Annotated in this window: 23 protein-coding genes; 9 read left to right on the top strand and 14 right to left on the bottom strand. The window is 70.7% G+C overall.

What is annotated here, in order from left to right; all coding sequences use genetic code 11:
• Positions 1–131 precede the first annotated feature (131 nt).
• From ACZ4LX_RS17140 to ACZ4LX_RS17150, 3 genes are all read right to left on the bottom strand, one after another.
• Positions 132–911: a VOC family protein gene (locus tag ACZ4LX_RS17140; protein ID WP_467641971.1), complete on the bottom strand. Its 780-nt coding sequence runs from the start codon at positions 909–911 to the stop codon at positions 132–134.
• 139 nt (positions 912–1,050) lie between these two features.
• Positions 1,051–1,326 carry a DUF397 domain-containing protein gene (locus tag ACZ4LX_RS17145; RefSeq protein ID WP_467641968.1) on the bottom strand — a complete coding sequence of 92 codons (276 nt, stop codon included), beginning with the start codon at positions 1,324–1,326 and terminating at the stop codon, positions 1,051–1,053.
• Positions 1,286–2,134 carry a helix-turn-helix domain-containing protein gene (locus tag ACZ4LX_RS17150; RefSeq protein ID WP_467641965.1) on the bottom strand — a complete coding sequence of 283 codons (849 nt, stop codon included), beginning with the start codon at positions 2,132–2,134 and terminating at the stop codon, positions 1,286–1,288. The genes ACZ4LX_RS17145 and ACZ4LX_RS17150 overlap by 41 nt, the downstream gene beginning before the upstream one ends.
• An 84-nt stretch (positions 2,135–2,218) precedes the next feature.
• Between ACZ4LX_RS17150 and ACZ4LX_RS17155 the strand changes: the two genes are divergently transcribed.
• Entirely contained in the window at positions 2,219–2,680 is a 462-nt protein-coding gene (locus tag ACZ4LX_RS17155) for an ATP-binding protein (protein WP_467641962.1), read from the top strand.
• On the opposite strand, the gene ACZ4LX_RS17160 is transcribed toward ACZ4LX_RS17155, so the two are convergent.
• Positions 2,646–3,461 (bottom strand): serine hydrolase domain-containing protein, encoded by an 816-nt coding sequence (locus ACZ4LX_RS17160; RefSeq protein WP_467641959.1) that lies wholly within the window; start codon positions 3,459–3,461, stop codon positions 2,646–2,648. The genes ACZ4LX_RS17155 and ACZ4LX_RS17160 overlap by 35 nt on opposite strands.
• 179 nt (positions 3,462–3,640) lie before the next feature.
• Between ACZ4LX_RS17160 and ACZ4LX_RS17165 the strand changes: the two genes are divergently transcribed.
• The 3 genes from ACZ4LX_RS17165 to ACZ4LX_RS17175 all read left to right on the top strand — a co-directional run bounded on the left by ACZ4LX_RS17165 (position 3,641) and on the right by ACZ4LX_RS17175 (position 6,070).
• Entirely contained in the window at positions 3,641–4,459 is an 819-nt protein-coding gene (locus ACZ4LX_RS17165) for an isocitrate lyase/PEP mutase family protein (RefSeq protein ID WP_467641956.1), read from the top strand.
• A gap of 100 nt (positions 4,460–4,559) precedes the next feature.
• A complete protein-coding gene (locus ACZ4LX_RS17170; protein ID WP_467641953.1) occupies positions 4,560–5,054 on the top strand; it encodes a MerR family transcriptional regulator in 495 nt (164 codons plus the stop codon).
• A complete protein-coding gene (locus ACZ4LX_RS17175; protein WP_467641950.1) occupies positions 5,054–6,070 on the top strand; it encodes an aldo/keto reductase in 1,017 nt (338 codons plus the stop codon). The genes ACZ4LX_RS17170 and ACZ4LX_RS17175 overlap by 1 nt, the downstream gene beginning before the upstream one ends.
• A gap of 105 nt (positions 6,071–6,175) precedes the next feature.
• On the opposite strand, the gene ACZ4LX_RS17180 is transcribed toward ACZ4LX_RS17175, so the two are convergent.
• The 7 genes from ACZ4LX_RS17180 to ACZ4LX_RS17210 form a co-directional block, all read right to left on the bottom strand.
• Positions 6,176–7,384 carry an acyltransferase family protein gene (locus tag ACZ4LX_RS17180; protein WP_467641947.1) on the bottom strand — a complete coding sequence of 403 codons (1,209 nt, stop codon included), beginning with the start codon at positions 7,382–7,384 and terminating at the stop codon, positions 6,176–6,178.
• Positions 7,381–8,442, bottom strand: a complete 1,062-nt coding sequence (locus ACZ4LX_RS17185; RefSeq protein WP_467641944.1) for an alpha/beta hydrolase — start codon at positions 8,440–8,442, stop codon at positions 7,381–7,383. The genes ACZ4LX_RS17180 and ACZ4LX_RS17185 overlap by 4 nt, the downstream gene beginning before the upstream one ends.
• Positions 8,443–8,752: 310 nt before the next feature.
• Entirely contained in the window at positions 8,753–9,436 is a 684-nt protein-coding gene (locus ACZ4LX_RS17190) for a response regulator (RefSeq protein ID WP_467641941.1), read from the bottom strand.
• A complete protein-coding gene (locus ACZ4LX_RS17195) occupies positions 9,433–10,818 on the bottom strand; it encodes a sensor histidine kinase (RefSeq protein WP_467641939.1) in 1,386 nt (461 codons plus the stop codon). Before ACZ4LX_RS17195 ends, ACZ4LX_RS17190 begins: the two co-directional genes overlap by 4 nt.
• Positions 10,819–11,063: 245 nt before the next feature.
• Positions 11,064–12,029: a DUF4429 domain-containing protein gene (locus tag ACZ4LX_RS17200; protein ID WP_467641936.1), complete on the bottom strand. Its 966-nt coding sequence runs from the start codon at positions 12,027–12,029 to the stop codon at positions 11,064–11,066.
• Between the two features lie 115 nt (positions 12,030–12,144).
• Positions 12,145–13,356 carry an alpha/beta hydrolase gene (locus tag ACZ4LX_RS17205; protein ID WP_467641933.1) on the bottom strand — a complete coding sequence of 404 codons (1,212 nt, stop codon included), beginning with the start codon at positions 13,354–13,356 and terminating at the stop codon, positions 12,145–12,147.
• A 216-nt stretch (positions 13,357–13,572) separates the two neighbouring features.
• Positions 13,573–14,253: a TetR family transcriptional regulator gene (locus tag ACZ4LX_RS17210; RefSeq protein ID WP_467641931.1), complete on the bottom strand. Its 681-nt coding sequence runs from the start codon at positions 14,251–14,253 to the stop codon at positions 13,573–13,575.
• Positions 14,254–14,381: 128 nt separating this feature from the next.
• Here ACZ4LX_RS17210 and ACZ4LX_RS17215 point away from each other — a divergent pair, with 128 nt between their 5' ends.
• Positions 14,382–15,992, top strand: a complete 1,611-nt coding sequence (locus ACZ4LX_RS17215; protein ID WP_467641928.1) for an MFS transporter — start codon at positions 14,382–14,384, stop codon at positions 15,990–15,992.
• Positions 15,993–16,228: 236 nt separating this feature from the next.
• Positions 16,229–16,591, top strand: coding sequence for a peptidase inhibitor family I36 protein (locus tag ACZ4LX_RS17220; RefSeq protein WP_467641925.1), 363 nt, complete (start codon positions 16,229–16,231; stop codon positions 16,589–16,591).
• Between the two features lie 317 nt (positions 16,592–16,908).
• On the opposite strand, the gene aceE is transcribed toward ACZ4LX_RS17220, so the two are convergent.
• Positions 16,909–19,650 carry a pyruvate dehydrogenase (acetyl-transferring), homodimeric type gene (aceE, locus tag ACZ4LX_RS17225; protein WP_467641922.1) on the bottom strand — a complete coding sequence of 914 codons (2,742 nt, stop codon included), beginning with the start codon at positions 19,648–19,650 and terminating at the stop codon, positions 16,909–16,911.
• A 616-nt stretch (positions 19,651–20,266) separates the two neighbouring features.
• Here aceE and ACZ4LX_RS17230 point away from each other — a divergent pair.
• From ACZ4LX_RS17230 to ACZ4LX_RS17240, 3 genes are all read left to right on the top strand, one after another.
• Positions 20,267–20,704: a DUF3052 domain-containing protein gene (locus ACZ4LX_RS17230; protein ID WP_467641919.1), complete on the top strand. Its 438-nt coding sequence runs from the start codon at positions 20,267–20,269 to the stop codon at positions 20,702–20,704.
• 252 nt (positions 20,705–20,956) lie between these two features.
• A complete protein-coding gene (locus tag ACZ4LX_RS17235; RefSeq protein WP_467641916.1) occupies positions 20,957–21,415 on the top strand; it encodes a peroxiredoxin in 459 nt (152 codons plus the stop codon).
• 149 nt (positions 21,416–21,564) lie between these two features.
• Positions 21,565–22,140, top strand: a complete 576-nt coding sequence (locus ACZ4LX_RS17240) for a TerD family protein (protein ID WP_467641913.1) — start codon at positions 21,565–21,567, stop codon at positions 22,138–22,140.
• Positions 22,141–22,256: 116 nt separating this feature from the next.
• Here the strand turns inward: ACZ4LX_RS17240 and ACZ4LX_RS17245 are convergent, their stop codons facing one another.
• Both ACZ4LX_RS17245 and ACZ4LX_RS17250 read right to left on the bottom strand, forming a co-directional pair.
• The gene (locus ACZ4LX_RS17245; RefSeq protein WP_467711158.1) at positions 22,257–23,525 is read right to left on the bottom strand and encodes a L,D-transpeptidase; all 1,269 of its coding nucleotides are present in this window, start codon (positions 23,523–23,525) and stop codon (positions 22,257–22,259) included.
• A 206-nt stretch (positions 23,526–23,731) separates the two neighbouring features.
• The gene (locus ACZ4LX_RS17250) at positions 23,732–24,076 is read right to left on the bottom strand and encodes a hypothetical protein (RefSeq protein ID WP_095936253.1); all 345 of its coding nucleotides are present in this window, start codon (positions 24,074–24,076) and stop codon (positions 23,732–23,734) included.
• Between the last annotated feature and the right edge of the window lie 88 nt (positions 24,077–24,164).

A 24,164-nucleotide genomic window follows, 5' to 3' on the forward strand; every position in this document is an offset into this window, starting at 1 on the left:
CGCGGGAACGTACCGGGCCGCCGATGACGGGTCCCCTGCCGGGGAGGGGTGCCCGGCACATACGCGTGTGGCCCGCCCGGAGCTCCGGGCGGGCCACACGCGTATGCGCGATGTGCGAGGAGAAGGGGGGCTCACATGGGCGTCGGCTTGATCATCGCGAACGCGCCGCCCTGCGGATCGGTGACCACGGTCATCCGGCCGGCCATCATGTCGAACGGCGGTGTGAGGACGCTGCCGCCCTGCCGGACCAGCGCGTCCACGCAGGAGTCCACGTCGTCGACCGCGAAGTAGGTCAGCCAGTGCGCCGGGGTGCCGGGCGGGTCGTCGGCCAGCAGGGTGGCACCGCCGACCGCGCGGTTGCCGACCCGGACCTCCCAGTAGGAGTCCGCCCCGCTCAGCGGCCGGAACTCGATGCCGAACACCTCGCCGTAGAAGGCGGTGGCGGCGAGCGCATCGCTGGTGTGGAGCTCGTTCCAGACAAGCGCACCGGCCTCGTTGACCACCTGGGCACCGGAGAAGGTGCCGGGCTGCCACACTCCGAACACCGCGCCCTGCGGGTCGGCGGCGATCAGCATCCGCCCCATGTCACCGATGTCGGTCACCGGGGCCAGCAGGGTGCCCCCGGCGGCGACGATGGCGTCCTGGGTGGCCTGGGCATCGGTGGAGGCCAGGTAGCTGGTCCACACGGTCGGCGGTTCCGGCGTCCCTTCGGGAACCGCCGTCCTGCCGATGCCGGCCACCGCCTTGCCGTTCAGCTCGCACACCGCGTACCCGCCGAACTCGGCCGGGCTGGGCTGCCCCTGCCAGCCGAGCAGGTCGCGGTAGAAGTCCAGAGTGGCCTGCTGGTCCTTCACCATCAGATCGACCCAGCACGGTGTGCCGGTCGCGTACGGGGTGGTGACTTCGGGCATCTCTCGCCCCTTCTCGTGAGGTCTCCCGCCACCCTCGGGGCGTGCCGGGAACGCCCGCCTCACGACACGCCGGAACCGTCACCGCAGGTGAGCAGGTTGCTCCATGTCGCCCACCGCGCCGACGGCTTCCCGGGCGAGCTCACTTCGCGCAGAGGCTGTCCACGAAGCCGCGCCAGGCCGCTGCCCCGACGACGATGACGGGCCCGTCGTGGACCTTGCTGTCGCGGACGGGCACGGAACCACAGGAGACGCCCGCGGCGACCTCGACGCACTCGCCGCCGGTGTTGCCGCTGTACGAGGATGTGCGCCAGGTGGCGCCGCCGGTCACGGTGCACTCGACGCATTCACCGCCAGAGCTTCCGCTGTAGCTGGATTTACGCCACTGCGCGCTCTTCAGGTCGGGGCCGGTCTCCATAACGCTCCTCCATCACACGGGCGATCAGAGCTGCCGAATCCTCTACAGATAGGGCGGCAGCCTGCAAGTGAGCGTATCGGAGCGAGCCCTCCCGGACCATGTCAGGGCTGGCGGTCATATGGCCGGAGATGATGTCCTCGGTGTAGATGATGTCCGGATCGTCGTCGAAGCGCATGATGGTGAACGAGCCTTCGAGGCTTGCGTGTTCGCCTGCCACGAAGGGCAGCACCTGGATGCGCATCCACCGGTTGGTGGTGAAGTCCAACAGCCGCGACAGTTGGGCCCGCATGACCTCCCGGCCGCCGATCACCCGATACAGCACCGCCTCGTCCAGTACGGCCCAGGTCAGCGGTGGCCGTTCGCGCTCCAGGATGCGCTGACGCTCCATCCGGGCGGCGAGCAGGCCCTCCAGATCGTCGGGCATACCGGTGGCCAGGACAGCTCGCGCGTAGTCCTCCGTCTGCAACAGCCCGTAGACCAACTGCGCCTGGTACGTGGAGATGTAGGTGGCGCGGGCCTCCATGTCCGCGTACGGCTGGAACCATGTCGGCAGCTGGCTGCGCAGGACCAGGCCCATCAGCCGGGAGAACGTCCCGCCCGTGCCCAGCGCGGCGTCGACCCGTTCGGAGAAGTCGCGGGTGGGCAGCTTCTTCGTCGTCTCGATCTGGCCGATCAGCGAGCCCGTGCAGAAGATGATGTCGCCCAACTGGGCCTGGTTCAGGCCGGCGGCCTCGCGCAGACGGCGTAATTCCCAGCCGTAGTAGTCCAGTGGGGAGGCGCTGGGGTCGAGCGTCTGGATGTTGGCCACGGCAGGGACCTCCGATGTGCAACGCCTCGCGGCGTTCGGTTCCGTACGTAGCCGAGCGTAGTCATGCGCTCGCATCATGGTGACATGAATCACGTAATTGCTCCCCGGGCCGAGTCCGAAGAGCCCGTCTACCGCACCGACTTCGCCATGGGGGAGCACTCCGCCCGGCATCTGAGGCGCATTCTGGGCCTCTACCTCAAGGGGTGGGGCATGCCGGAGGTCGCCGAAGCGGCGGAACTCGCGCTGACCGAGCTGATCGCCAACGTCGTCCGGCATGTGCCGGGACGCCGCTGCCAGACGTTCGTCTTCCGGCTCCCGGAGGGCGCGGGCGTACGCGTCGAAGTGGCGGACGCCTGCCCGGCGCTGCCCGTCGTGACCGAGGGTGATGTGCTCGACGAGGGCGGGCGGGGGCTGGTGCTGGTGGCTGCCGTCACCGACAAGTGGGGTGTGGAGGTGCGCCGCGACGGCGGCGGCAAGGCGGTGTGGTTCGAGTGCCTGGCCGCCGCCCCGGTCACGGCCTCAGCTCCGCCAGCACCGCGTCCGTGAACGGCGGCCACACCTCGGCGGCCCAGGGGCCGAAGGCCCGGTCTGTGAGGGTCACGCAGGCCGCTCCCGCCACCGGGTCGACCCACAGGAACGTGCCCGACTGCCCGAAGTGCCCGAACGTCCCGGGGGAGGAGGAAGAGCCGGTCCAGTGCGGCGACTTGTGGTCCCGGATCTCGAAGCCGAGACCCCAGTCGTTGGGGTTCTGGTGGCCGTAGCCCGGCAGGACGCCCTTCAGCCCGGGGTGGACGACGGTCTGCGCCTCCAGCACCGTGCGCGGGTCCAGGAGCCGGGGCGCCTGGAGCTCCGCCGCGAACCGCGCCAGGTCGTCGACGGTCGAGACGCCGTCGCGGGCGGGCGAGCCGTCCAGTGAGGTCGCCGTCATCCCCAGGGGTTCCAGCACCGCCTGGCGCAGGTACTCCGGGAACGGGATGTCCGTCGCCTTCGCGATGTGGTCGCCCAGCACCTCGAAGCCCGCGTTCGAGTAGAGCCGCCGATTGCCGGGCGGGGCCGTGACCCGGTGCTCGTCGAACGCGAGGCCGCTGGTGTGGGCCAGCAGGTGCCGGACCGTGGAGCCCTCGGGCCCGGCCGGTTCGTCGAGTTCGACCGCGCCCTCCTCGTACGCCACCAGCGCCGCGTAGGCCGTGAGCGGCTTGGTGACGGAGGCGAGCGGGAAGCGGTGCGCGGTCGGGCCGCGGGTGCCGACGACGGTCCCGTCCGCTCGTACGACGGCCGTCGCCGCGGTGGGGACGGGCCAGTTGTCGATCATCGCCAGGCTCTGCATACGTACGAGAGTAAATGGTCGGCCCGGGACGGCCTTCGGAGGTCGACTCCGGAGGTCGATTCCGGGGGCGACTCCGGAGGTGGGGGCATGAGGTGGGGGCATGGGTGCCGGTCCCCGGGGCCTACGTAGGTGTCGGATTCCTGCCGGAAGGCGGGCGGCAGCCGATGTTTGATGGCGGCATGACCACCGCACAGCAGGACAATGCGCGCGTTTTCCGCTCGCTCCACACCGCGTCCGCGCCCCTGGCTCTCGCCAACGCCTGGGATGTCGCGAGCGCTCGCGTCATCGAGGCCGAGGGCGCCCCGGCGATAGCCACGACCAGCGCCGGAGCCGCCTGGTCGCTGGGTTCCCCGGACGGCGGCTTCCTCACCCGTGACCGGGCGCTGGAACTGATCGGCCGCATCGTCTCCGCCGTCGGCGTTCCGGTCACCGCGGACATCGAGGGCGGCTACGGGACGGACGCCGCCGGGGTCGGCGAGACCGTGGCCCGGGTGCTCGCTGCCGGTGCCGCGGGCGTCAACATCGAGGACGGAACCCGGCCGCCGGCGGAACTCGCGGCGCGGCTGGCCTCGGCCCGGCGGAGCGCCGACCGGGCGGGTGCGGACCTGTTCCTCAACGCCCGTGTCGACACCTTCCTGCTCGGGCTCGGCGACCCGGAGACCCGGCTGAAGGAGACCCTGGCCCGCGCGCACAGGTACGTCGAGGCGGGCGCGGACGGCATCTTCGTTCCCGGTGTCACCGACTCCGCCACCATCGCGGCGCTGGCCGGGGGCATCTCCGTACCGCTGAACGTCATGGCCGGTCCCGGCGCCCCGGCCGTCTCCGAGCTGGGCGCCCTCGGAGTGGCCCGCGTCAGTCTCGGCTCCGGCGTCGCACAGGCCGCCTACGCCGCCGCCCGCCGCACCGCTCGGGAACTCCTCGGCACCGGGAGCTACGACTCCCTCACCGAGAGCATCGCCTTCCCGGAACTCGACGCACTGTTCGCCCGGTCCCACTGACCCCGGCCGCCCCCTGAACGGGGCGGTGTACGGGCGTGGCCGAAACTCGCATCCGATTGCGCTTGCTTAGAGTGCGCTCCAAGGTTCTAGCGTGGAGGGCATGACGGTGACGGAGACGGGGACGCAGGCGCAGACGCAGACGGAGATCACTTCGGCAGGGGCGGACGCCTGTACGACGGAGGCTCCCCGGTCCCATCCGCGTCCCGAGGGCCAGGACCGCTACACCATCAGTGAGGTGGCCGCCTTCACCGGACTGAGCGCCCACACACTGCGCTGGTACGAGCGGATCGGGCTGATGTCGCACGTCGACCGGTCGCACACGGGGCAGCGCCGCTTCACCAACGCGGACCTGGACTGGCTCGCCTTCGTCGGCAAGCTGCGGCTGACCGGGATGCCGGTCGCCGACATGGTCCGGTACGCGGAACTGCTGCGCGAGGGCGACCACACCTTCGAGGAACGCCAGGAGCTGCTGGAGGCGACCCGCCGCGACGTGAGGACGCGGATCGCGGAGCTCCACGACACCCTCGCCGTCCTCGACCACAAGATCGAGTTCTATGCGGGCGCCCGCCGGGCGCCGGAAAGGCCCAGTGTCTGATGACTGACAACAAGATCGCCACCACGGAGCTCGGCAGGGGCGGCCCGCAGGTCGGTGTCCAGGGGCTCGGCTGCATGGGCATGAGCGAGTTCTACGGAGACACCGACGAGGCCGCGGCCCGCGAGACCCTGGAGACGGCCCTCGCCGCCGGTGTCACGCTCTTCGACACCGCCGACATCTACGGCAGCGGCGCCAACGAGACGTTCATCGCGCCCTTCGTCGGCGCGCACCGGGACGAGATCACCCTCGCCACGAAGTTCGCCATCGAGCGGCGCGAGGACGACCCGCACTACCGGGGCGTGCGCAACGACCCGGCGTACATCCGCAAGGCGGTCGAGGACAGCCTGCGCCGGCTGGACACCGACGTGATCGACCTCTACTACATGCACCGCCGCGACCCGGCCGTGCCGCTCGCCGAGTCCGTCGGCGCGATGGCCGAGCTGGTGGCGCAGGGCAAGGTCAAGCAGCTCGGGCTGAGCGAGGTGACCGGGGCGGAACTGCGTGAGGCGCACGCCGTGCACCCGATCGCCGCCCTCCAGTCCGAGTGGTCGCTCTTCAGCCGGGACGTCGAGCGCAGCGCCGTGCCCGCCGCCGTGGAGCTGGGGGTGACGTTCGTGCCGTACTCGCCGCTCGGCCGGGGCTTTTTGACCGGGGCGTTCGCGGACGCGGGCAAGGAGCTGGCGAAGAACGACTTCCGGCAGTTCCAGCCGCGCTTCACCGGCGACAACGCGAAGACGAACGCCGCGCTCCTCGAACCCGTCCACAAGATCGCCGCCGCGCACGGGGCGACCGCGGCCCAGGTGGCGCTGGCCTGGGTCCAGCAGCGGGCCCAGGTGCACGGGCTGGCCGTGGTGCCGATCCCCGGCACCCGTAGGAGCAGCCGGCTGCTGGAGAACACCGGTGCCACCCGGCTCACGCTGTCGGCCGAGGAACTGGCACTGCTGGAGCCCATCGCGGGCCAGGTGGCGGGGGACCGCTACCCGGACATGAGCTCGACGTCGGCGGCCCGTGAGTAGGGGACCGGCACTCCCCTTCCCGTCGGTCCGGGGGCGGGGACCGTTCAGGCCGGGGCCTGGGGCACCGAGGACCGCTCACGTCGCCCCCGGGGCGGCGAGGGCCGTTCACGCCAGCCCCAGGGCGAAGACCGCGAAGCCCGCCGCGAGCACCCCCGCCATCGCGCGGCGGGCGTTCGCGGCGCGCGTTCCCGCCTTCCACGGTGCCTCGAACCGCCGGGCGTACCGCGCGATCAGCACCAGCAGCCCCGCGAACACCGGCATCCAGGCCAGCCGCGCCACCACCCAGCCGAGCGTGTCCGGACCCGTCGTCAGTCCGGGCACCTCGCCCGCGAAGGAGGCCGGGACCGCCGCCGCGAGCATCGCCGTCTGGTGCCAGCACAGGATCGTCATCGCCGACAGGTTGATCACCACGACCGGCGCCCACACCAGCGGCCTGCGCAGCAGCCCGGCGATCCGGCCGCGCAGCAGGATCGCCGCGCCGCTCTGCGCGGCGGCCAGCGCGAGGACCAGCAGCGACGGCGGATGCGAGTTGGTACGGGCCTCACCCGGCACCCCGACCATCGACGCCGGGTAGTGGAAGAGCAGCAGCAGGGCGGCGAACAGCACCCCACCGCCGACGAGCAGCAGCCGGGCGCCCCGCCTCCCGATCCGGCCCTCGGCCCAGGAGACGCCGAGCTGGTACGCGAACAGCCAGCCGGGAACGATGTTCAGCATGCTCAGCCAGGAGGGCATGGCATCGGCGAGCGGTCCGTAGCGCAGCAGGTCGACGACGGCGACCGCGCCGAGCAGCGGGGCCGCGGCCCAGCCGCCGAGCCGCTTCGCCATCCGGACGCAGTACGGCGTCAGCGCGGTGACCACCGCGTACACGCCGACGAACCAGAGCGGCTGGATCACCAGCTTCGACCCGGTCCGCAGCGTGTCACCCAACACACCCAGCAGGTGCAGTACCGGGATCATCACCGCCCAGAGGGCCGTCACCCCGAGCACCGGCCTGCCCAGGCGGGCCATTCTGCCCCGCAGCCAGGCCCCCGTCGTGGACTTCCTCCGACGGTAGGAGAGCACCGAGGCGTAGCCGCCGACGAGGAAGAAGACGCCCAGCATCTGGAGCACCCAGCTGAACGGGGCGAGCGCGCCGAAGGACGACAGCGGACTGGCGTTGTGCAGGGCCCCGTCGCCGTCGAGCGTGAATCCGCCGAGCAGCCAGTGCCCGGTGGGCACGGCGAGCAGGGCCAGGGCACGCAGCCCGTCGAGGGCGCGGTCGCGGTGGGCGGGGGTACGGGATTCGATACGGGAGGCGAGGGCGCGCAGGCTCATCGGGCATCCCCTTCCGGGTACGTGCCGTTCGCGATGGCGGCGAAGGCGTGCAGGGATTCGGTGCCGGGGGCGAAGTAGCCGGTGTGGCCGTGGGCGTCGGCGGCCGGCACCCGGCGGGCGCCGAACTCGGGGGAGGCCGGGTCGGCGCCGTGGCCGAGCCCCGCGAACTCGACGTTCGGTACGTTGTCGATCCAGTCGTCCGGGTCCTTGGCGGCCCACACCCGGGCCTCGGTGCGCAGGTCCTCGACAGTGTCGGCGCGCATCCCGGGCGACCCGAGGACGACCAGGTCGCCGGCGCGCAGCCGGGATGCGGCGAGACCGCAGACGACGGAGCCGTAGCTGTGGCAGAACACCGTCGGCTCGGGCACACCGGTGGCCGTGAGCCCGTCCGTGAACCGGGTCAGCCGGTCCGCACCCGCCTCGGCGAGCGAACCGGTGGCGGCGTCCAGGCCGATGCCGACGGGGGTGGTGTACCCGGCCCAGGCGATCACCGCACTGCCCGGACCGGTCTCCGTGTACAGCGACTTGGCCATGCCGGCCGGTGTCCCGTACACATCGTTCGTACGGTCGAAGGTCCCGGCGTCGATGTCCGAACCCGGCACCACGACGGACACCCGGTCGGCGGTGGTCAAGTCACCGAACACCTCGGCCACTTGGCCACGGCCGCGCGGGTCGAAGGCGAGGATGCGGCGGTGCGGGTCCGAGGCGAGGCCCGCGTACCGGGGGTCGTGAACGGCCTTCAGGGAAAGGGCGTTGGCCCGGTAGCGCAGTTCGACGGGTACGCCGTCGAGGTTCCCGACGACCAGCGGATGCCGGACGGCCAGGCTCTGCCGGTCCTGCTCGCTCAACCCCGCGAAGAACCGGGCCACTTCGGCGGGCGCGGTCCGCTCCGGATCGGGCAGCTCCCGGCCCAGCACGTGGTCCGACCGCCAGGCGGCGGTGCCGGGCGGCGGCCCCGTCAGCGCGTGCTGGGCGTTCCCCGACACCCAGCCGGCGGTCCCCGTCACCATGGTGGTCGCCAGGGCGACCGCGACCAAGGTCCTCGCATAGCGGCGCATCCGACCCTCCCTCTCCGGCTGAACCGGCTCCCGTACGCCGATCGGCGCGACGGGGAGGAAGGTAGGAAGAGGGTGGGTGCGCAGGCGTCACACCGGGGGGCCAAGTGCGGAGTGATACCGGGGTAGGGGGTGTACGGGGCGGTGCCGGGGGCGTCCGGCGGACGCCTGTGACCTCGCATCGCCGGACGGGCGTGGGGACGTCCTCAATCGCCGGACGGGCCGGGGGAGGTCATCAATGGCCGGGCGGGCCGGTCCTCAACCGCGGGGCGGACCGAAAGGCGTTCTCCCTCGCCGGACGACGACCCGGCGCCTACCCCTCGCCCGGCACCACCAGCCCCGCCTCGTACGCGAAGATCACCGCCTGGGCGCGGTCGCGCAGGTCCAGCTTGGCCAGCACCCGCCCGATATGGGTCTTCACGGTCTGCTCGGCCAGCACCAGATGCCCCGCGATCTCCTGGTTCGACAGCCCTCGCGCGATCAGCTCCAGCACCTCCGTCTCGCGCGGGGTCAGCCCGTTCAGCCGCAGCGCCGGTCCACCGCGTCCGGCCGAGGACGGCCGCTGCCGGGCGAAGTCCGCGATCAGCCGTCGCGTCACGGAGGGCGCCAGCAGCGCGTCGCCGGCCGCCACCACCCGGACCGCCGAGATCAGGTCGGCCGGCGGGGCGTCCTTCAGCAGGAACCCGGACGCGCCGGCGCGCAGCGCCTCGTACACGTAGTCGTCCACGTCGAACGTCGTGAGCATCAGCACCTTGGGCACGTGCACCACGCCCACCGGCGGGTTCAGGAGCTCGCGGGCCGCCGCCAGGCCGTCCGTCCCGGGCATCCGCACATCCATCAGGACCACGTCCGGATGAGTGCGGCGGCTCACGTCGACGCCCTGGCGGCCGTCCGGTGCCTCACCGACCACGTCGATGTCGGCCTGCGCCGCCAGCAGTGCCGCGAACCCCGCCCGCACCATGGCCTGGTCGTCGACGATGATCACACGGATGGTCAAGAGTCCTCCGGTCGCGGGGGCGGGGCGGAATCGGGCGCGGCGGCCGGGGGCAGTGGGAGCCGCGCGGCGACCCGGAATCCGCCTTCGGGCAACGGCCCGGTGTCGAGCGTGCCGCCGGTCAACCGTACGCGTTCGCGCATGCCGACCAGCCCGTGGCCCGTCCCCGTCGTCTCCACGGGGGTGCGCGGGGCGAGCGACGAACCCGTGTGTTCCGGCGGGTCGTTGACGACCAGCACCGTCAGATGCGCGCCGTCGGAACCGACCGACACCCGGGTCCTGGCCCCCGGCGCGTGCCGGACCACATTGGCCAGGGCCTCCTGCACGATCCGGTACGCGGACAGGTCCACCGCCTGCGGGACACCCGTCAGCCCGGCGGGCATCGACAGCTCGGCCGGCAGCCCGGCCCGTACCGTCGCCTCCACCAGCTGCTGCAACCGGTCGAGCCCCGGCTGAGGCGCCCGCTCACCCTCCGTACCCTCGCTGCGCAACACCGTCAGCAGGCGCCGCATCTCGGTGAGGGACTCCCGCGCACTCGCGGCGATCGAACCGAACTCCTCGCACGCCTCGTCCGACAGCCCCTGGATCCGGTACGGGGCCGAGTCGGCCTGGACCGTGATCACCGACATGTGGTGCGCGACCACGTCGTGGAGCTCGCGGGCGATCCTGGTCCGCTCCTCCAGCAGCGTCCGCTGCGCCCGCTCGGCCTCGCTGATGGTCTCCTGCTCCCGGAGGCGGTGCTGGGCGACGCCGCGTTCGCGGATCGCGGCGCCGATCACCAGCACCACGGCACCGAGGACGACGAGCAGAACCGAGTCGTCGCTGCCGTGACGGGGGGAGACCAGATAGAGGATGATCCCCGCCGCCGCCGTCGACAGCCAGACGGCGACGAGGGTCCGCCGCTGCTCGCGCAGGCCCAGCGCCAGGAGCAGGCAGAGGTAGCTGACAAGGCCGGGTGGTGTCCACGGCCAGGCCGAGTCCTGCCCGCCGTCCTGGCCGAGCAGCACGATCGCGCCCACGATCTGGGCCGGGAAGATGATCCACCAGGCTTGCAGCGGCCGGTGCGCCAGCATGAGCAACGGCGCGGCCTGCGCGATGGCGAGCGCGGCCACGAGACCGCCGTTCAGACCGTACTGGTTCGCGAGGACGACGCTGGTGACCGGGATGAAGACGGCGCCGAGCGCCACCACGACGACGTACGGCAGCAGGCGCTGCCACCGTCGCGGCGCAGTGGCCAGCAGCGGCGTGGGGGGATGGGACGGGTGGGCCAGCGCCCGGCCGAGCTCGCGCAGATTGCGTCGGGCGGCGCTCAGCGGGCCGTCCACCGGCGGGTGCTCGGGCGTCGGCGGTGAGGGCGGGGGCGGGGGAGAGGAAGAGGTCGGCATGGCGTGATCAGCGTAGGCAGCGAAGCCGTGCCACGGCGTCATACCAGGGTTGCGGTCCGCCGCCGCCTCTGTCGTACGGGGGTACTACCCGGGTCGCACGCAAGCCGAGGCGAGACACGCTCCCGGTGCGGTCGGTGCGGTCGGTGCGGTCGGTGCGGTCGGTGCGGTCGGTGCGGTCGGCACGGGAGGAGCCGGGGCCGCGCCGCCGTCGTACGGAGACACGCGCCCCCGCTCCCCGCGGCTCCCTACAGCTCCGCGAGCAGCTGTGCCTTCTTCGCGCGGAACTCGTCGTCCGTCACCAGACCCGCCTGGTGCAGCTCCCCGAGGTGGCGGATCCGCTCCGCGATGTCGGCCGGGTCCCGCCGTACGGCGTTCACCAGGGCGGCAGCCGCCGCCACGGGGGCGGACTGCCTCCTGCGCACGGATTCCAGCACGGCCGCGGCGAACGGCAGCGACTCGTGCACCGGGCCGTAGCCGAGGCCGAAGATCACCGCGGCCGGGTCCTGGTCCACGCGGGGCAGCGCCGCCGCCATCGGCTGCGCGCTCGGCGCGGCGCTCGTCAGCAGGCCCGCGCCGGGGCCGGTGGCCGACGGTCCGCCGCCCGTACCGGCTGCCGGTCCCACGGGAGCGGGCCCGCGCGGCAGCAGCCGCAGATAGCCCTCGAAGCCGTCCGGCGAACGCCACTCGACCCCGCTCAGCTCGGTGACCGGAAACGTCTGGTCGCCCGCCTTCCACTTCTCGGAGGAGGCACCCGTCCAGAACCAGCGGAAGGAGATCCGGTCCCCGTCGAAGCTCGCCCGGCCGTCGTACGCCTTGAAACGCATCGGCGCCTCGGGGGCCGCGACCAGGAAGCGGTCGGCGGGCTCGCCCGCATCGGGACCCAGCTGGGCGCGCAGCTCGTCCGCGTAGTACTCGGCGAGCGTCTCGCGCTCGGCGGGGAGCACCAGACGGTACGGATCCCAGCCATCCTTCAGCTGACCCGCCGCCGCCTCCAGCAGTGGGTCCGCGCCGGGTCTCGGGACCGCGCGCAGCACCACCGTGCCCCGCTTGCCCGGAGTCAGCGTCACCGACGACAGCGCAGCGTGCGGCACGCGGCGCTCACGGAGGCTCTGGAGGAGTCTCGGCGTACGGATACCCCGTTCGAAGCGGATGAGCAGGGAGTCGGTGTCGAACTCCCAGGTGGCATGAATTCCGGCCAGCACATCACCCATGTGCCTCATCGTATGCGGCACTTGCCCGCTCGTCCCCCCTCGGAGGCCCTCGCATTGCGTGGCCGGTCGCCGTTCTCTACGCGCGTCAGTTCGGTTCGTGCGGTGGTTGCGCCCGTCAGACCGTCGCGTGGCCGGAAATCTGTTCGTGGCAGCCTTGGCCGGACTCGGCGCAGATGACGGAGGAGTAGGCGCCGGCACCGATCGCGGCGAAGTTGTCCAGGCTCTCGGTACCCGGCTCGAAATAACCGCTGTGGCCGACCGCGTCGCCCGCCGACGCGATCCGCGCACCGAAGCCCGGATCCACCGGGTCGGCACCGTGGCCGAGGCCCCCGACCTCCAGGTTCGGCACGTCCTCGATCCAGTCGTCGCGGTCCCGCATCGCCCACACGTTGGCCCGGGTGTGCAGCTGGCCGGCGTTGTCGGCCCGCATGCCGGGGCTGCCCGCGACCGCGATGTCCGTCACCCGGGCGGGCAGTTCGTCCGCCGCGACGCCGCACAGGACGGAGCCGTAGCTGTGGCAGAACAGCGAGACGGGAGCGGTCCCCGGGAGCGCCCCGACGAGTGCGTCGAGCCTGACCGCCCCGCGTTCGGCGAGGTTGCCCAGGGCCGCGTCCATGCCGATGCCGGCCGGTGCGGTGTAGTCGGCCCAGGCGATCACCGCGGTCCGCACACCGGGATGTGCGGAGTGCTCGGCCGCGTACAGGGACTTGGCCATGCCGACCGGCGCGGCGTTGGTCTTGCTTCCCGTGCGCTCCAGCGTCAGGAGGTTCGTGTCGACGCCCGGGACGATCACCGAGACCCGCTCGGCCCGGTCCAGGTCGCCGAACACCTCGGCGGCGTGGCCGCGGCCCGTCGGGTCGAAGGCGAGGAAGTGCCGGCCGGCCGCGAGCATCGAGCGGAAGCGGTCCGCCCGGCGCTGCGCCTCGGCGCGGCCGTCGGGCGAGAGGCGCTGGTCGTGCGCCCGCTTCCGCTCGGTCGTCCGCGCCTGTTCCAGCGCCAGCCGGTTGGCCCGGTAGCGCAGGGTGACCGGGGCGCCGTTCAGATTCCCCACCACGAGCGGGTACTTGCGGGCGAGACCGGCGCTCTGCTCGTCCGTGAGGGCGGCGAAGAAGTGCGCCAGCTTGTAGGCCGGAGCATCTGCCGAGGGCAGCGGCTGTCCCGCTATTGATCCCTTGGCCCAGGAGGCGAGTGCGAGGGTGCGTGGCGCGTCGGATCGCTGGTGACGCACGGCGGTCCAGCCGGTGGTCGCCAGCATCACGAACACGACCGCGACGGCGAGCAGGGCGCGCCAGGCGGTGAGCGTGGGGGAGGAGTCGAAGGAAGTCACTCCGGCCCACATTAGGAGACGCGCGCGGGCCGACGTCGAGCGGGTGAGGCACATCACTCGACTGTGGGGAGGAGAACGCCGTTTCGCTCACGCTGTGTTCGGCCACTCGGCACGCTCCGACGCGCCCGGCTTCCCCGGGGTGCCGCATCGGGGCGTCGTGGCCCGCCTGTTGTGAGGACGGTCATGTGCCGTGGCCGAGGCGTACGGCACACCGCCTCAGTTGAGGTGCGCCTTGTCGGCGGGGTGCGCGCGCCAGTCCCCGGCGAGTGCCGGGCCGAGCTGGTCCAGATACGTCTCGGTCAGCGACCGCAGCGAGTCCATGGTGCCGTCGTGGCCCCGCCCCCAGAGCTGCCCGGTCACCCGCATCACCCCGCAGAACGCGGCGACGGCGACACGCGGCCGGGGGTCCCGTGCCATGTCCAGGCCCTCGCGCTCGGCGATGAGCCCGGCGATCTGATCCTCCACGGCGACGCCGCGCCGCATATGGACGGCGAGCAGGGAGGGCGTGGACTCGATCATCCGGTACGTCCGCATATGGAGGTCGACCGGGACGATGGCCTCGATGGCGTCGCCGATACTGTTCCAGGCGCAGATGACCGCGCGGCGCATTGCCTCGAAAGGGGGTTCGCCGGTGGGACGTTGACGCAGTTCGAGGATGAAGCGCGACTCCACCATGTCCTGGACGGCGAAGACGGCCGACTCCTTGCCCGCGAAGTAGCGGAAGAAGGTGCGCTGGGAGACCTCGACGGCATCGACGATCTCGTCGACGGTGGTCTCGTCGTACCCCTGGGTGGTGAACAGGTCGAGGGCGGCGCGGATCAGAGCGTCCCGGGTGCGGCGCTTCTTGCGTTCGCGCAGCCCGGTCGGAAGGCTCGCGGCTCGCTGCCCTTCGGTCACTGAACTGGCCCTCTTTTCCCTGCTTTGTCCAGGCTTTGTCCAGCTCAGCCTACCTGTGAGCTACGAGACAGTTACCGACTCGTCATTTGGTTTGTCAACTGTCAGTGACTGACACTAATCTCCCGCGTATGACTAGTCAGCCCACCCTTGAGAAGGCGTCGCAGGGGCCCCAGGGCCCTGCCGGCTCCGCACCTGTCAAAGGACTGCGTGGCCACCCCTGGCTGACGCTCTTCTCCGTGGCCATCGGCGTGATGATGGTCGCGCTCGACGGCACGATCGTCGCGATCGCCAACCCCGCGATCCAGCAGGACCTCGGTGCCTCGCTCGCCGATGTCCAGTGGATCACCAATGGCTACATGCTCGCCCTCGCGGTCTCCCTGATCACCGCGGGCAAGCTGGGTGACCGGTTCGGCCACCGCCAGACCTTCCTCATAGGCGTCGTCGGCTTCGCCGCGGCGTCGGGCGCCATCGGCTTCTCCAGCAGCGTGGTCCTGGTGATCACGTTCCGGGTGCTCCAGGGCCTCTTCGGCGCCCTTCTGATGCCGGCCGCGCTCGGCCTGCTGCGCGCCACCTTCCCGGCCGAGAAGCTGAACATGGCGATCGGCATCTGGGGCATGGTGATCGGCGCCTCGACCGCGGGTGGCCCGATCCTCGGTGGTGTGCTCGTCGAGCACGTCAGCTGGCAGTCCGTCTTCTTCATCAACGTGCCGGTCGGCGTGATCGCCCTCGTCATGGGCGTGATGATCCTCAAGGACCACCGCGCCGAGAACGCCCCGCGCTCCTTCGACATCGGCGGCATCGTGCTGCTGTCCGGGGCGATGTTCTGCCTGATCTGGGCGCTCATCAAGGGTGCCGAATGGGGCTGGGGCGACGCCAGGACGGTCGGCTTCCTGGTGGGCGCCGTCGTCCTGTTCGCCGCGTTCGCCCTCGTTCAGCAGCGCGTCAGGGAGCCGCTGATCCCGCTCGCGATGTTCCGCTCCGTACCGCTCTCCGCGGGCACGGTCCTGATGGTGCTGATGGCCTTCGGCTTCATGGGCGGCCTGTTCTTCGTCACCTTCTACCTCCAGAACGTGCACGGGCTGAGCCCCGTCGACAGCGGTCTGCACCTGCTGCCGCTGACCGCGATGATGATCGTCGCCTCGCCGGTCGCGGGCGCCATGATCACCAAGTTCGGCCCGAGGGTTCCGCTCGTCGGAGGCATGGTGTGCACCGCCGTCGCGATGTTCGGCATGTCCCAGCTGACCGTCGGCACCGGCACCGTCACCATGTCGGTCTGGTTCGCCCTGCTCGGCCTCGGCCTCGCGCCGGTCATGGTCGGCGCCACCGAGGTCATCGTGGGCAACGCCCCGATGGAGCTCTCCGGTGTCGCCGGTGGTCTTCAGCAGGCCGCCATGCAGGTCGGCGGCAGCCTCGGTACGGCGGTCCTGGGCGCGATCATGGCCGCCCGGGTCGACTCCGAGCTCCCCGGCAACTGGACGGAGGCGAAGCTTCCGCCGCTGACGCCCGAACAGCTCGACCAGGCGTCCTCCGCCATCAAGGTCGGCATGCCGCCGGTCGCCGAGGGGACCCCGCCGGATGTCGCGGGCAAGATCGTGGGCGTCGCTCACGACACCTTCGTCTCGGGCATGAGCACGGCGTTCATCGTCGCCGGCATCGTCTCCGTGATCGCCGCGCTGGTCGCCATGCTGACCAAGCGTGGGGAGAACGCCGAGGCGGGCGCGGGCGTCGGTCACATCTGACCGGTCCGCCGGGCCTCCGGCCGTGTCCCGCCCGTCCTCCGGGCCGACGGCCGTATCCACCCCGGCCTCCCGGGCGCCTCGCGGTGTCAACACAGTGCGTACAACAGCCCCGCCGGAACGTTCCGGCGGGGCTGTCGCCTATCAGGGTGGTCCCGCCCCCTGGCCCCTTCCCCCGCCAATGCCGCGCAGCCGAGGGTGGGCGAGGAAGATCCACATCAACACGGGGGTTGATTTCTGTGCGTACGACCGTTGTCGCGGCCGCCCTGGCCGCCACCGCGCTCCTCCCACTGGCTCCGGCCCAAGCCGCCACCGGCCGGCTCGGGGACTGCGGGAGCGGCCAGCTCTGTCTCTGGGCGAAACCCGAATTCACCGGCGCCCGGCAGGTCCACGAACTCTCCACCATCGACATCGAGAGCTGTGTACCGCTGAAGCCGGGCGCCACCGCCCAGGCGCTGGCCAACCGCACGGGCCGGCCCGTCACCGCCTACCAGTCGGCGGAGTGCGACGAGACGGGCGAGTTCGACACCTACCCGGGAGACGGCACCTGGCTCCCGCACGCCCCGTACCAGGTACGGGCCTTCAAGATCTGGGAGAACTGACCGCGACCGACCGCGTCCGGGGAATCGCCCGGGGGCGACGGACAACGCATCGGGGGGTGACGGAAAACGCCGCGGGGGGGGGGGGGGGGGGGGGGGGCCCCCCCCCCCCCGGCGGGGGGGGGGGGGGGGGCGCGGGGTGGGGGGGGGGGGGGGGCGCCGCACCACGCCCCGGGCGCCCGCGCGCGCCGGGGCAAGCCCCCGGGGGCGCCGCCAACCCAACGGGGGGGTCCCGCAAACCCCCGGGGGGGGGCGGCCGCGGCCCCGCCCCCGCCGCCCCGCGGCAGTTCGTCGGTCCGTCCCGGACGTTCCGTCCGTGGCTACGCGTCGCCGCCCGCGGCGCCCGGGTCCGCCGAGGCCACGTCCAGCAGCTCGTAACGGTCGACCGCGGTCTTCAGGGCCGACCGGTCGATCTTGCCCTCCTTCGCGAGCTCGGTGAGCACCGCGAGGACGATCGACTGCGCGTCGATGTGGAAGAACCGCCGGGCAGCCCCGCGCGTGTCCGCGAAACCGAACCCGTCCGCGCCCAGCGACTGGTACGCGCCGGGCACCCAGCGCGCGATCTGGTCGGGCACGGACCGCATCCAGTCGGACACCGCCACGAACGGCCCCTGCGCCCCGGACAGCTTGCGCGTCACATACGGCACGCGCTGCTCCTCCTCCGGATGCAGCAGATTGTGCCGCTCGACGTCCACGGCCTCGCGCCGCAGCTCGTTCCAGGAGGTCGCCGACCAGACGTCCGCCTTCACGTTCCACTCGTCGGCGAGGATCCGCTGCGCCTCGACGGCCCAGGGGACCGCCACGCCGGACGCCATGATCTGGGCGGGGATCTCGCCCCGCTCACCGGCGCTGTAGCGGTGGATGCCCGCCAGGATGCCCTCGACGTCCACGTCGGCGGGCTCGGCCGGGTGCTGGATCGGCTCGTTGTAGACGGTGAGGTAGTAGAAGACGTCCTCGTTCTCGTCGGGGGTCCCGCCGTACATCCTGCGCAGACCGTCCTTGACGATGTGCGCGATCTCGTACCCGAACGCCGGGTCGTACGCCACACAGGCCGGGTTGGTCGAGGCGAGCAGCTGCGAGTGCCCGTCCGCGTGCTGGAGGCCCTCACCGGTCAGCGTCGTACGGCCGGCGGTCGCGCCCAGCACGAAGCCGCGCGCGAGCTGGTCGGCCATCTGCCAGAACTGGTCACCCGTGCGCTGGAAACCGAACATCGAGTAGAAGACGTACACCGGGATCAGCGGCTCGCCGTGCGTGGCGTACGCCGAACCCGCGGCGATCAGCGAGGCCGTGCACCCCGCCTCGGAGATGCCGTCGTGCAGCATCTGCCCGGTCGGCGACTCCTTGTACGCGAGCAGCAGATCGCGGTCCACCGACTCGTACTGCTGACCCAGCGGGTTGTAGATCTTCGCACTCGGGAAGAACGCGTCCATGCCGAAGGTGCGGTACTCGTCGGGCGCGATCAGCACGAAACGCTTGCCGATCTCCTTGTCCCGCATGAGGTCCTTCAGGATGCGGACGAACGCCATGGTGGTGGCGATCGACTGCTGTCCCGAACCCTTCTTCGCGGTCGCGTACGTCTTGTCCTCGGGCAGCGGCAGCGGCTTCGCCCGCACCACACGGGTCGGGACATAACCGCCCAAACCCTTGCGGCGGTCGTGCATGTACTGGATCTCCTCCGAGTCGCGGCCCGGGTGGTAGTACGGCGGGTTGCCGTCCTCCAGCCGGGAGTCCGGAATCGGGATGTGCAGCCGGTCGCGGAAGCGCTTGAGGTCCTCGGCCGTGAGCTTCTTCATCTGGTGGGTCGCGTTGCGGCCCTCGAAGTTCGGCCCCAGCGTCCAGCCCTTGACCGTCTGCGCCAGGATCACCGTCGGCTGGCCCTTGTGGGCCTTGGCCGCCGCGTACGCCGCGTAGACCTTCCTGTGGTCGTGACCGCCGCGCCCGAGGTGCAGGATCTGCTGGTCGGTCATGTCCTTGACCATGTCGCGCAGCCGGGGGTCGTCACCGAAGAAGTGGTCCCGGATGTACGCACCCGTCTCGGTGGCGTACGTCTGGAACTGGCCGTCCGGCGTCGTGTTCAGCTTGTTGACCAGGATGCCCGTGCGGTCCTGCGCCAGCAGCGGGTCCCAGGAGCGGTCCCAGACCAGCTTGATGACGTTCCATCCGGCACCCCGGAACTGCGACTCCAGCTCCTGGATGACCTTGCCGTTGCCGCGCACCGGTCCGTCGAGGCGCTGGAGGTTGCAGTTGACGACGAAGGTCAGGTTGTCCAGGCCCTCACGGGCGGCGATGGAGAGCTGCCCGAGCGACTCCGGCTCGTCCATCTCGCCGTCGCCGAGATACGCCCAGACGTGCGAATCGGAGGTGTCGGCGATGTCCCGCGCCTCCATGTAGCGGTTCATCCGCGCCTGGTAGATCGCGCCGAGCGGGCCGAGGCCCATCGACACGGTCGGGAACTCCCAGAAGTCCGGCATCAGCCGCGGGTGCGGGTAGCTGGACAGTCCGTTGGGCGCCTTCGACTTCTCCTGGCGGAAGGCGTCGAGCTGCGCCTCGCTCAGCCGGTCCAGCAGGAAGGCGCGGGCGTAGATCCCGGGGGAGGCGTGCCCCTGGAAGAAGATCTGGTCGCCGCCCCGGCCGTCGTCCTTGCCGCGGAAGAAGTGGTTGAAGCCCACGTCGTACAGCGAGGCGGAGGAGGCGAACGTGGCGATGTGACCACCCACGCCGATCCCCGGACGCTGGGCGCGCGACACCATCACGGCCGCGTTCCAGCGGGTCGCGTTGAGGACCTTGCGCTCGATCTCCTCGTCGCCGGGGAAGAACGGCTCGTCCTTCGTGGCGATCGTGTTCACGTAGTCCGTGCTGCGCATCTCCGGCACGGCGACACGCTTCTCGCGCGCGCGCTCGATGAGCCGGAGCATGAGGTAGCGGGCCCGCTCACGGCCTCGCTCGTCGACGGCGGCGTCGAGGGAGTCGAGCCATTCCTGGGTCTCTTCGGGATCGAAATCCGGGACCTGACTCGGAAGGCCGCCAATGATGATCGGGTTGCGATCGGATCCGGAAGCCACGCTGTTCCTTCGCTGTTCGGTGGTGCTCTACGGGGCCTGGGCACGGGGAGTGGTCCCCCCGGTGTGTCGCGCGTACGCCAACCCATCGTGTACCGCGAGGGCGCAAACGTCATCTCTACCCAGAGGTAACCGGCGACTTTCGCGACTCCTTGTCCCGGACGGGCGTACGGACCCCGCCGCGGTGGGTATCGAACCGGGTGTCCGGCGCGGCAGGAGCCGCCGGGCCGAGTGCCGGGCACAGCGCGGCATCGGGCGGGAGGCATCAAGCGGGAGGCACCGGGCAGGAGGCATCAGGCAGGATGAGTCGGGCAGGATGGGTCATGCCAAACCGTAACCATACGCCCAAGGCTTCCAAGCATCCCCAAATGCTGTTCGACTCCGAATGCCGGACCGAAACCGCATAAGCTGTGCAAGGACGTAAAGGGTGTGGACGGCAGCGCCGGCTCCCGCGGAGGGATCCGCCGACAGTGCGGTGACGTGGCAGGGAACGTCACCGTTTAGGCGGTCTCGTGCGCTGGGTACTTGCGCGATCCGCCGCTCCCGTGTGGACTACGGCCAACGCCCCGCGCACGCGCGTGGCTGAAGCATTTTCCGAAACATGATCAGGAGGCAACCCGTGAGCGCGACCGCGGACCACGCGGAGGAGCGGACCAACCCGGCAGCACGCCTGGGGTTCGAGCCCGGACAGGTGGTCCAGGAGATCGGCTACGACGACGACGTCGAGCTGGAGCTCCGTGAGGGCATTGAGGCCACTACCGGCCAGGATCTCGTCGATGAGGAGTACGACGACGTCGCAGACGTCGTCCTGCTCTGGTTCCGCGACGAGGACGGCGACCTTACGGACGCGCTGGTGGATGCCATTGGTCTGCTCGAGGACGGCGGTACGGTCTGGCTGATGACGCCGAAGACCGGCCGTGACGGATACGTCGAGCCGAGCGATATCAACGAGGCTGCCCAGACAGCCGGTCTCGCCCAGACCAAGAGCATCAATGCGGGCAAGGACTGGACGGGCAGCCGTCTGGTCACGCCGAAGGCGGCCAAGGCCAAGCGCTGAACCGCACTCGCCCCTGAAGGCCCCCGACGGCATCACGCCGTCCGGGGCCTTCGTACATTCCCCCCCCGCGCCCGAGCACCGGGGCCCCGCGCGGTCCCGCCGCACGTCCGTTTCCCCGTCCGCCTTCCCCGCCCGTTCTCCGTCCGTCCGCGGGAACCTTCCACGGGTGCCGCACGGCCGCCCCGCGCCTCTGCGTAGGGTGGGCGTCACCCGGACAGCCCAGCCCGGCGACGTAGCGAAGGGACGCGTTTCATGGCGATCGAGGTCGGCACCAAGGCCCCGGATTTCGAGCTGAAGGACAACCACGGCCGGACCGTGAAGCTCTCCGACTTCCGCGGCGAGAAGAACGTGGTGCTGCTGTTCTACCCGTTCGCCTTCACCGGCGTCTGCACGGGCGAGCTCTGCGCGCTGCGCGACGAGCTGCCCCGCTTCGAGAACGACGACACACAGCTGATCGCCGTCTCCAACGACTCCATCCACACCCTGCGCGTCTTCGCCGAGCAGGAGGGTCTGGAGTACCCGCTGGTCTCGGACTTCTGGCCGCACGGCGAGACCTCGCGCGCCTACGGCGTGTTCGACGAGGACAAGGGCTGTGCGGTGCGCGGGACCTTCATCATCGACAAGGAGGGCGTGGTGCGCTGGACGGTCGTCAACGGCCTGCCGGACGCGCGCGACCTGAACGAGTACATCAAGGCGCTCGGCGCTCTCTGATCCGTGATGCGGTGGATCCGGCGGCGGCCCGGGCCAAAAGCCTGTTTTGGCCGGGAACCGGTCACTAGGATCCATTCGTTGATCGGATGCCAACACGACGTGGAGGCGCCGGCACCGGCCGGCCCCCAAAGAAACCAATGGGAGGACTCGTGGGAGTCAGCCTCAGCAAGGGCGGCAACGTCTCGCTGACCAAGGCCGCGCCCAACCTGACCGCGGTCATCGTGGGTCTGGGCTGGGACGCTCGTACCACCACCGGCGGCGACTTCGACCTCGACGCCAGCGCCCTGCTGACGAACGCCGAGGGCAAGGTCGGCAACGACGGCAACTTCGTCTTCTTCAACAACCTCAAGAGCCCCGACGGTTCCGTCGAGCACACCGGTGACAACCTCACCGGTGAGGGCGAGGGCGACGACGAGGTCATCAACGTGAACCTGGCCGGTGTCCCGGCCGACGTCGACAAGATCGTCTTCCCGGTCTCGATCTACGAGGCCGAGTCCCGCCAGCAGAGCTTCGGCCAGGTGCGCAACGCGTACATCCGCGTGGTCAACCAGGCCGACAACACCGAGCTCGCGCGTTACGACCTCAGCGAGGACGCCTCGACGGAGACCGCCATGGTCTTCGGCGAGCTGTACCGCAACGGTGCGGAGTGGAAGTTCCGCGCCATCGGTCAGGGCTACGCCTCGGGTCTGCGCGGGATCGCGCAGGACTTCGGCGTCAACGTCTAGACAGCGGTCCGGGGTGGGGGGCCCCCCGGGGGCGGCCCCCCCTGTTGAACCACAATTACCCGCCCGCGGCCCCCCCCCTGGGGGGGCCCCCCCCCGCCTCGGCGGGTTCAGCGGGCTCAGACGGCCGAGCCGGCCTTCCACGCCGTCCAGTTCAGGTTCCAGCCGTTGAGGCCGTTGTCCGGGGCGATGGTCTTGTCGCCCGTGTTCTTCACGACGACGACGTCACCGATGAGCGAGTTGTCGTAGAACCACGCGGCAGGGGTGTTCTTGTCGCCGGCGCCCTTGGTGTCGGACAGGCCGACACAGCCGTGGCTGGTGTTCACCGCGCCGAAGATGGACTTGGCACCCCAGTAGTTGCCGTGGATGAACGTGCCGGAGTTCGACAGACGCATGGCGTGCGGCACGTCCTTGATGTCGTACTCGCCCTTGCCGTCGTCGTTCGTGAAGCCGACGGTCGAGCCGTCCATCCGGGTCTCCTTGAACTTCTCGGAGATCACCATCTGGCCCTGGTACGTCTTGTTCTCGGGGGAGCCCGCCGAGATCGGGATGGTCCTGATGGTCTTGCCGTCCTGGGTGACCTTCATGGTCTTGGTCTTGGCGTCGACGATCGAGACCTGGTTGCGGCCGATCTTGAAGGTGACCGTCTTCTGCTGCACGCCGTAGACGCCGCTCGCGCCCTCGACGCCGTCGAGGGCGAGCTTCAGGGTCACGGTGGAGCCGCCGGTCCAGTAGCTCTCGGGCCGGAAGTCCAGACGGTTGGCGTTGAACCAGTGTCCGACGACCTCCTGGCCGCTGCTGGAGGAGACGGTGATCCCCTTCTGCACGGCGGCCTTGTTGGTGATCGCCTTGTTGAAGTTGATCGAGACCGGCATGCCGACGCCGACGGTGGAGCCGTCCTCCGGCGTGAAGTTACCTATGAAGCTGTTCGCCGGGGAGACCGTCGTGAACGAGGTGTTCTCGTGGGCGGTGCGGCCCTCGGAGTCGGCGGCCTCGGCGGCGATCTTGTAGGTGGTGGCCCGCTGGAGCTGCCCGGTGGGCTTCCAGCTCTTCTTGTCGGCGGATATCTGGCCCGCGACCGCGGTGCCCTCCGCGGTCTGCATGGTGACGGACGTGAGCGTTCCCTTGCTCACCGTGACCGCGGTGCCGTTGTTGATGGAGGCGTTGTCGGAGCCGTCCTTGGGTGTGATCTTGATCTGGGCCTCTGAGGTCTTCTTGGCTGCCGCCTCGTCGACCTTGGCCTGCGACGAGCTGTCGCTGCCGCCGTCGCCGTCGGCCTTGGCGTCGCCGTCACTGCAGCCAGAGAGCACCAGAACACCGCCGAGCAGTGCGGACGCGGCCATCAGGCCCCTGCGCCGCTTACTGTCCGTCATCACACGCTTCTCCATCGTCGCCGAATAACCAAATGTCTCGAATGGCCCCGTAGGAACCATCAACGCTACGACCGGTTCGTCCCGTTCCACACTCCTCGGAAGTGTGGGGCACACCACGTTCGGACATGCGCCGCGTGGTGCCGATGTGGTCAGTGCGTCTGTTGAGACGAAGAAACCCCGGACGGCGGTTGCCGCCCGGGGTCACGTTTCCCCAAGCCGCGTCAGCCGAGCGTGTCTTCCTCGTCGTCCTCGTCAGCATCATCCTCGTCGAGGTCCCAGTCGGGCGAATCGGGGTCGTACTCGATGGGCTCGCTGCTCCACGACGCCTGCGCGAGCTCGATCCCGGGCACCTCGCTGACCAGGTCGAACGGGTCCACCAGATAGGCGAGGGCCTCGGCCGTGTCTTCCGTCACTGCGTTCTCGGCGTGCGCGCGCTCGTCCGCGGGCATGTCGGTGTCCCCGGCGATACGCCGCAGCGCGGCCTTGGTGACGGCGTCGGCGTCGTCGATCTCCAGCACGAGTTCGACACGAAGCCGTACAAACTGTGATGTCTCAGGAGTACTCATGGGACGGAGCGTAAGGCCCAGGGGTTGCGCGACTTTCCCACGACCCGCGCCTTTCATTAGCATCGCCCCACACGGCCAATTCGCCCGC

It is taken from the genome of Streptomyces sp. NPDC026062 (genome assembly GCF_055568375.1).

Excerpts from the sequence above, each read along its gene's own strand:
- ACZ4LX_RS17200 (WP_467641936.1), bottom strand. The coding sequence starts at position 12,029 with ATGGGTGATGTGCTGGCCGGAATTCATGCCACCTGGGAGTTCGACACC.
- ACZ4LX_RS17215 (WP_467641928.1), top strand. The coding sequence starts at position 14,382 with ATGACTAGTCAGCCCACCCTTGAGAAGGCGTCGCAGGGGCCCCAGGGC.
- ACZ4LX_RS17155 (WP_467641962.1), top strand. The coding sequence starts at position 2,219 with ATGAATCACGTAATTGCTCCCCGGGCCGAGTCCGAAGAGCCCGTCTAC.
- ACZ4LX_RS17195 (WP_467641939.1), bottom strand. The coding sequence starts at position 10,818 with ATGCCGACCTCTTCCTCTCCCCCGCCCCCGCCCTCACCGCCGACGCCC.
- ACZ4LX_RS17160 (WP_467641959.1), bottom strand. The coding sequence starts at position 3,461 with ATGCAGAGCCTGGCGATGATCGACAACTGGCCCGTCCCCACCGCGGCG.
- ACZ4LX_RS17170 (WP_467641953.1), top strand. The coding sequence starts at position 4,560 with ATGACGGTGACGGAGACGGGGACGCAGGCGCAGACGCAGACGGAGATC.
- ACZ4LX_RS17245 (WP_467711158.1), bottom strand. The coding sequence starts at position 23,525 with ATGGAGAAGCGTGTGATGACGGACAGTAAGCGGCGCAGGGGCCTGATG.
- ACZ4LX_RS17145 (WP_467641968.1), bottom strand. The coding sequence starts at position 1,326 with ATGGAGACCGGCCCCGACCTGAAGAGCGCGCAGTGGCGTAAATCCAGC.
- ACZ4LX_RS17235 (WP_467641916.1), top strand. The coding sequence starts at position 20,957 with ATGGCGATCGAGGTCGGCACCAAGGCCCCGGATTTCGAGCTGAAGGAC.
- ACZ4LX_RS17185 (WP_467641944.1), bottom strand. The coding sequence starts at position 8,442 with ATGCGCCGCTATGCGAGGACCTTGGTCGCGGTCGCCCTGGCGACCACC.
- ACZ4LX_RS17180 (WP_467641947.1), bottom strand. The coding sequence starts at position 7,384 with ATGAGCCTGCGCGCCCTCGCCTCCCGTATCGAATCCCGTACCCCCGCC.
- ACZ4LX_RS17250 (WP_095936253.1), bottom strand. The coding sequence starts at position 24,076 with ATGAGTACTCCTGAGACATCACAGTTTGTACGGCTTCGTGTCGAACTC.
- ACZ4LX_RS17165 (WP_467641956.1), top strand. The coding sequence starts at position 3,641 with ATGACCACCGCACAGCAGGACAATGCGCGCGTTTTCCGCTCGCTCCAC.
- ACZ4LX_RS17140 (WP_467641971.1), bottom strand. The coding sequence starts at position 911 with ATGCCCGAAGTCACCACCCCGTACGCGACCGGCACACCGTGCTGGGTC.
- ACZ4LX_RS17175 (WP_467641950.1), top strand. The coding sequence starts at position 5,054 with ATGACTGACAACAAGATCGCCACCACGGAGCTCGGCAGGGGCGGCCCG.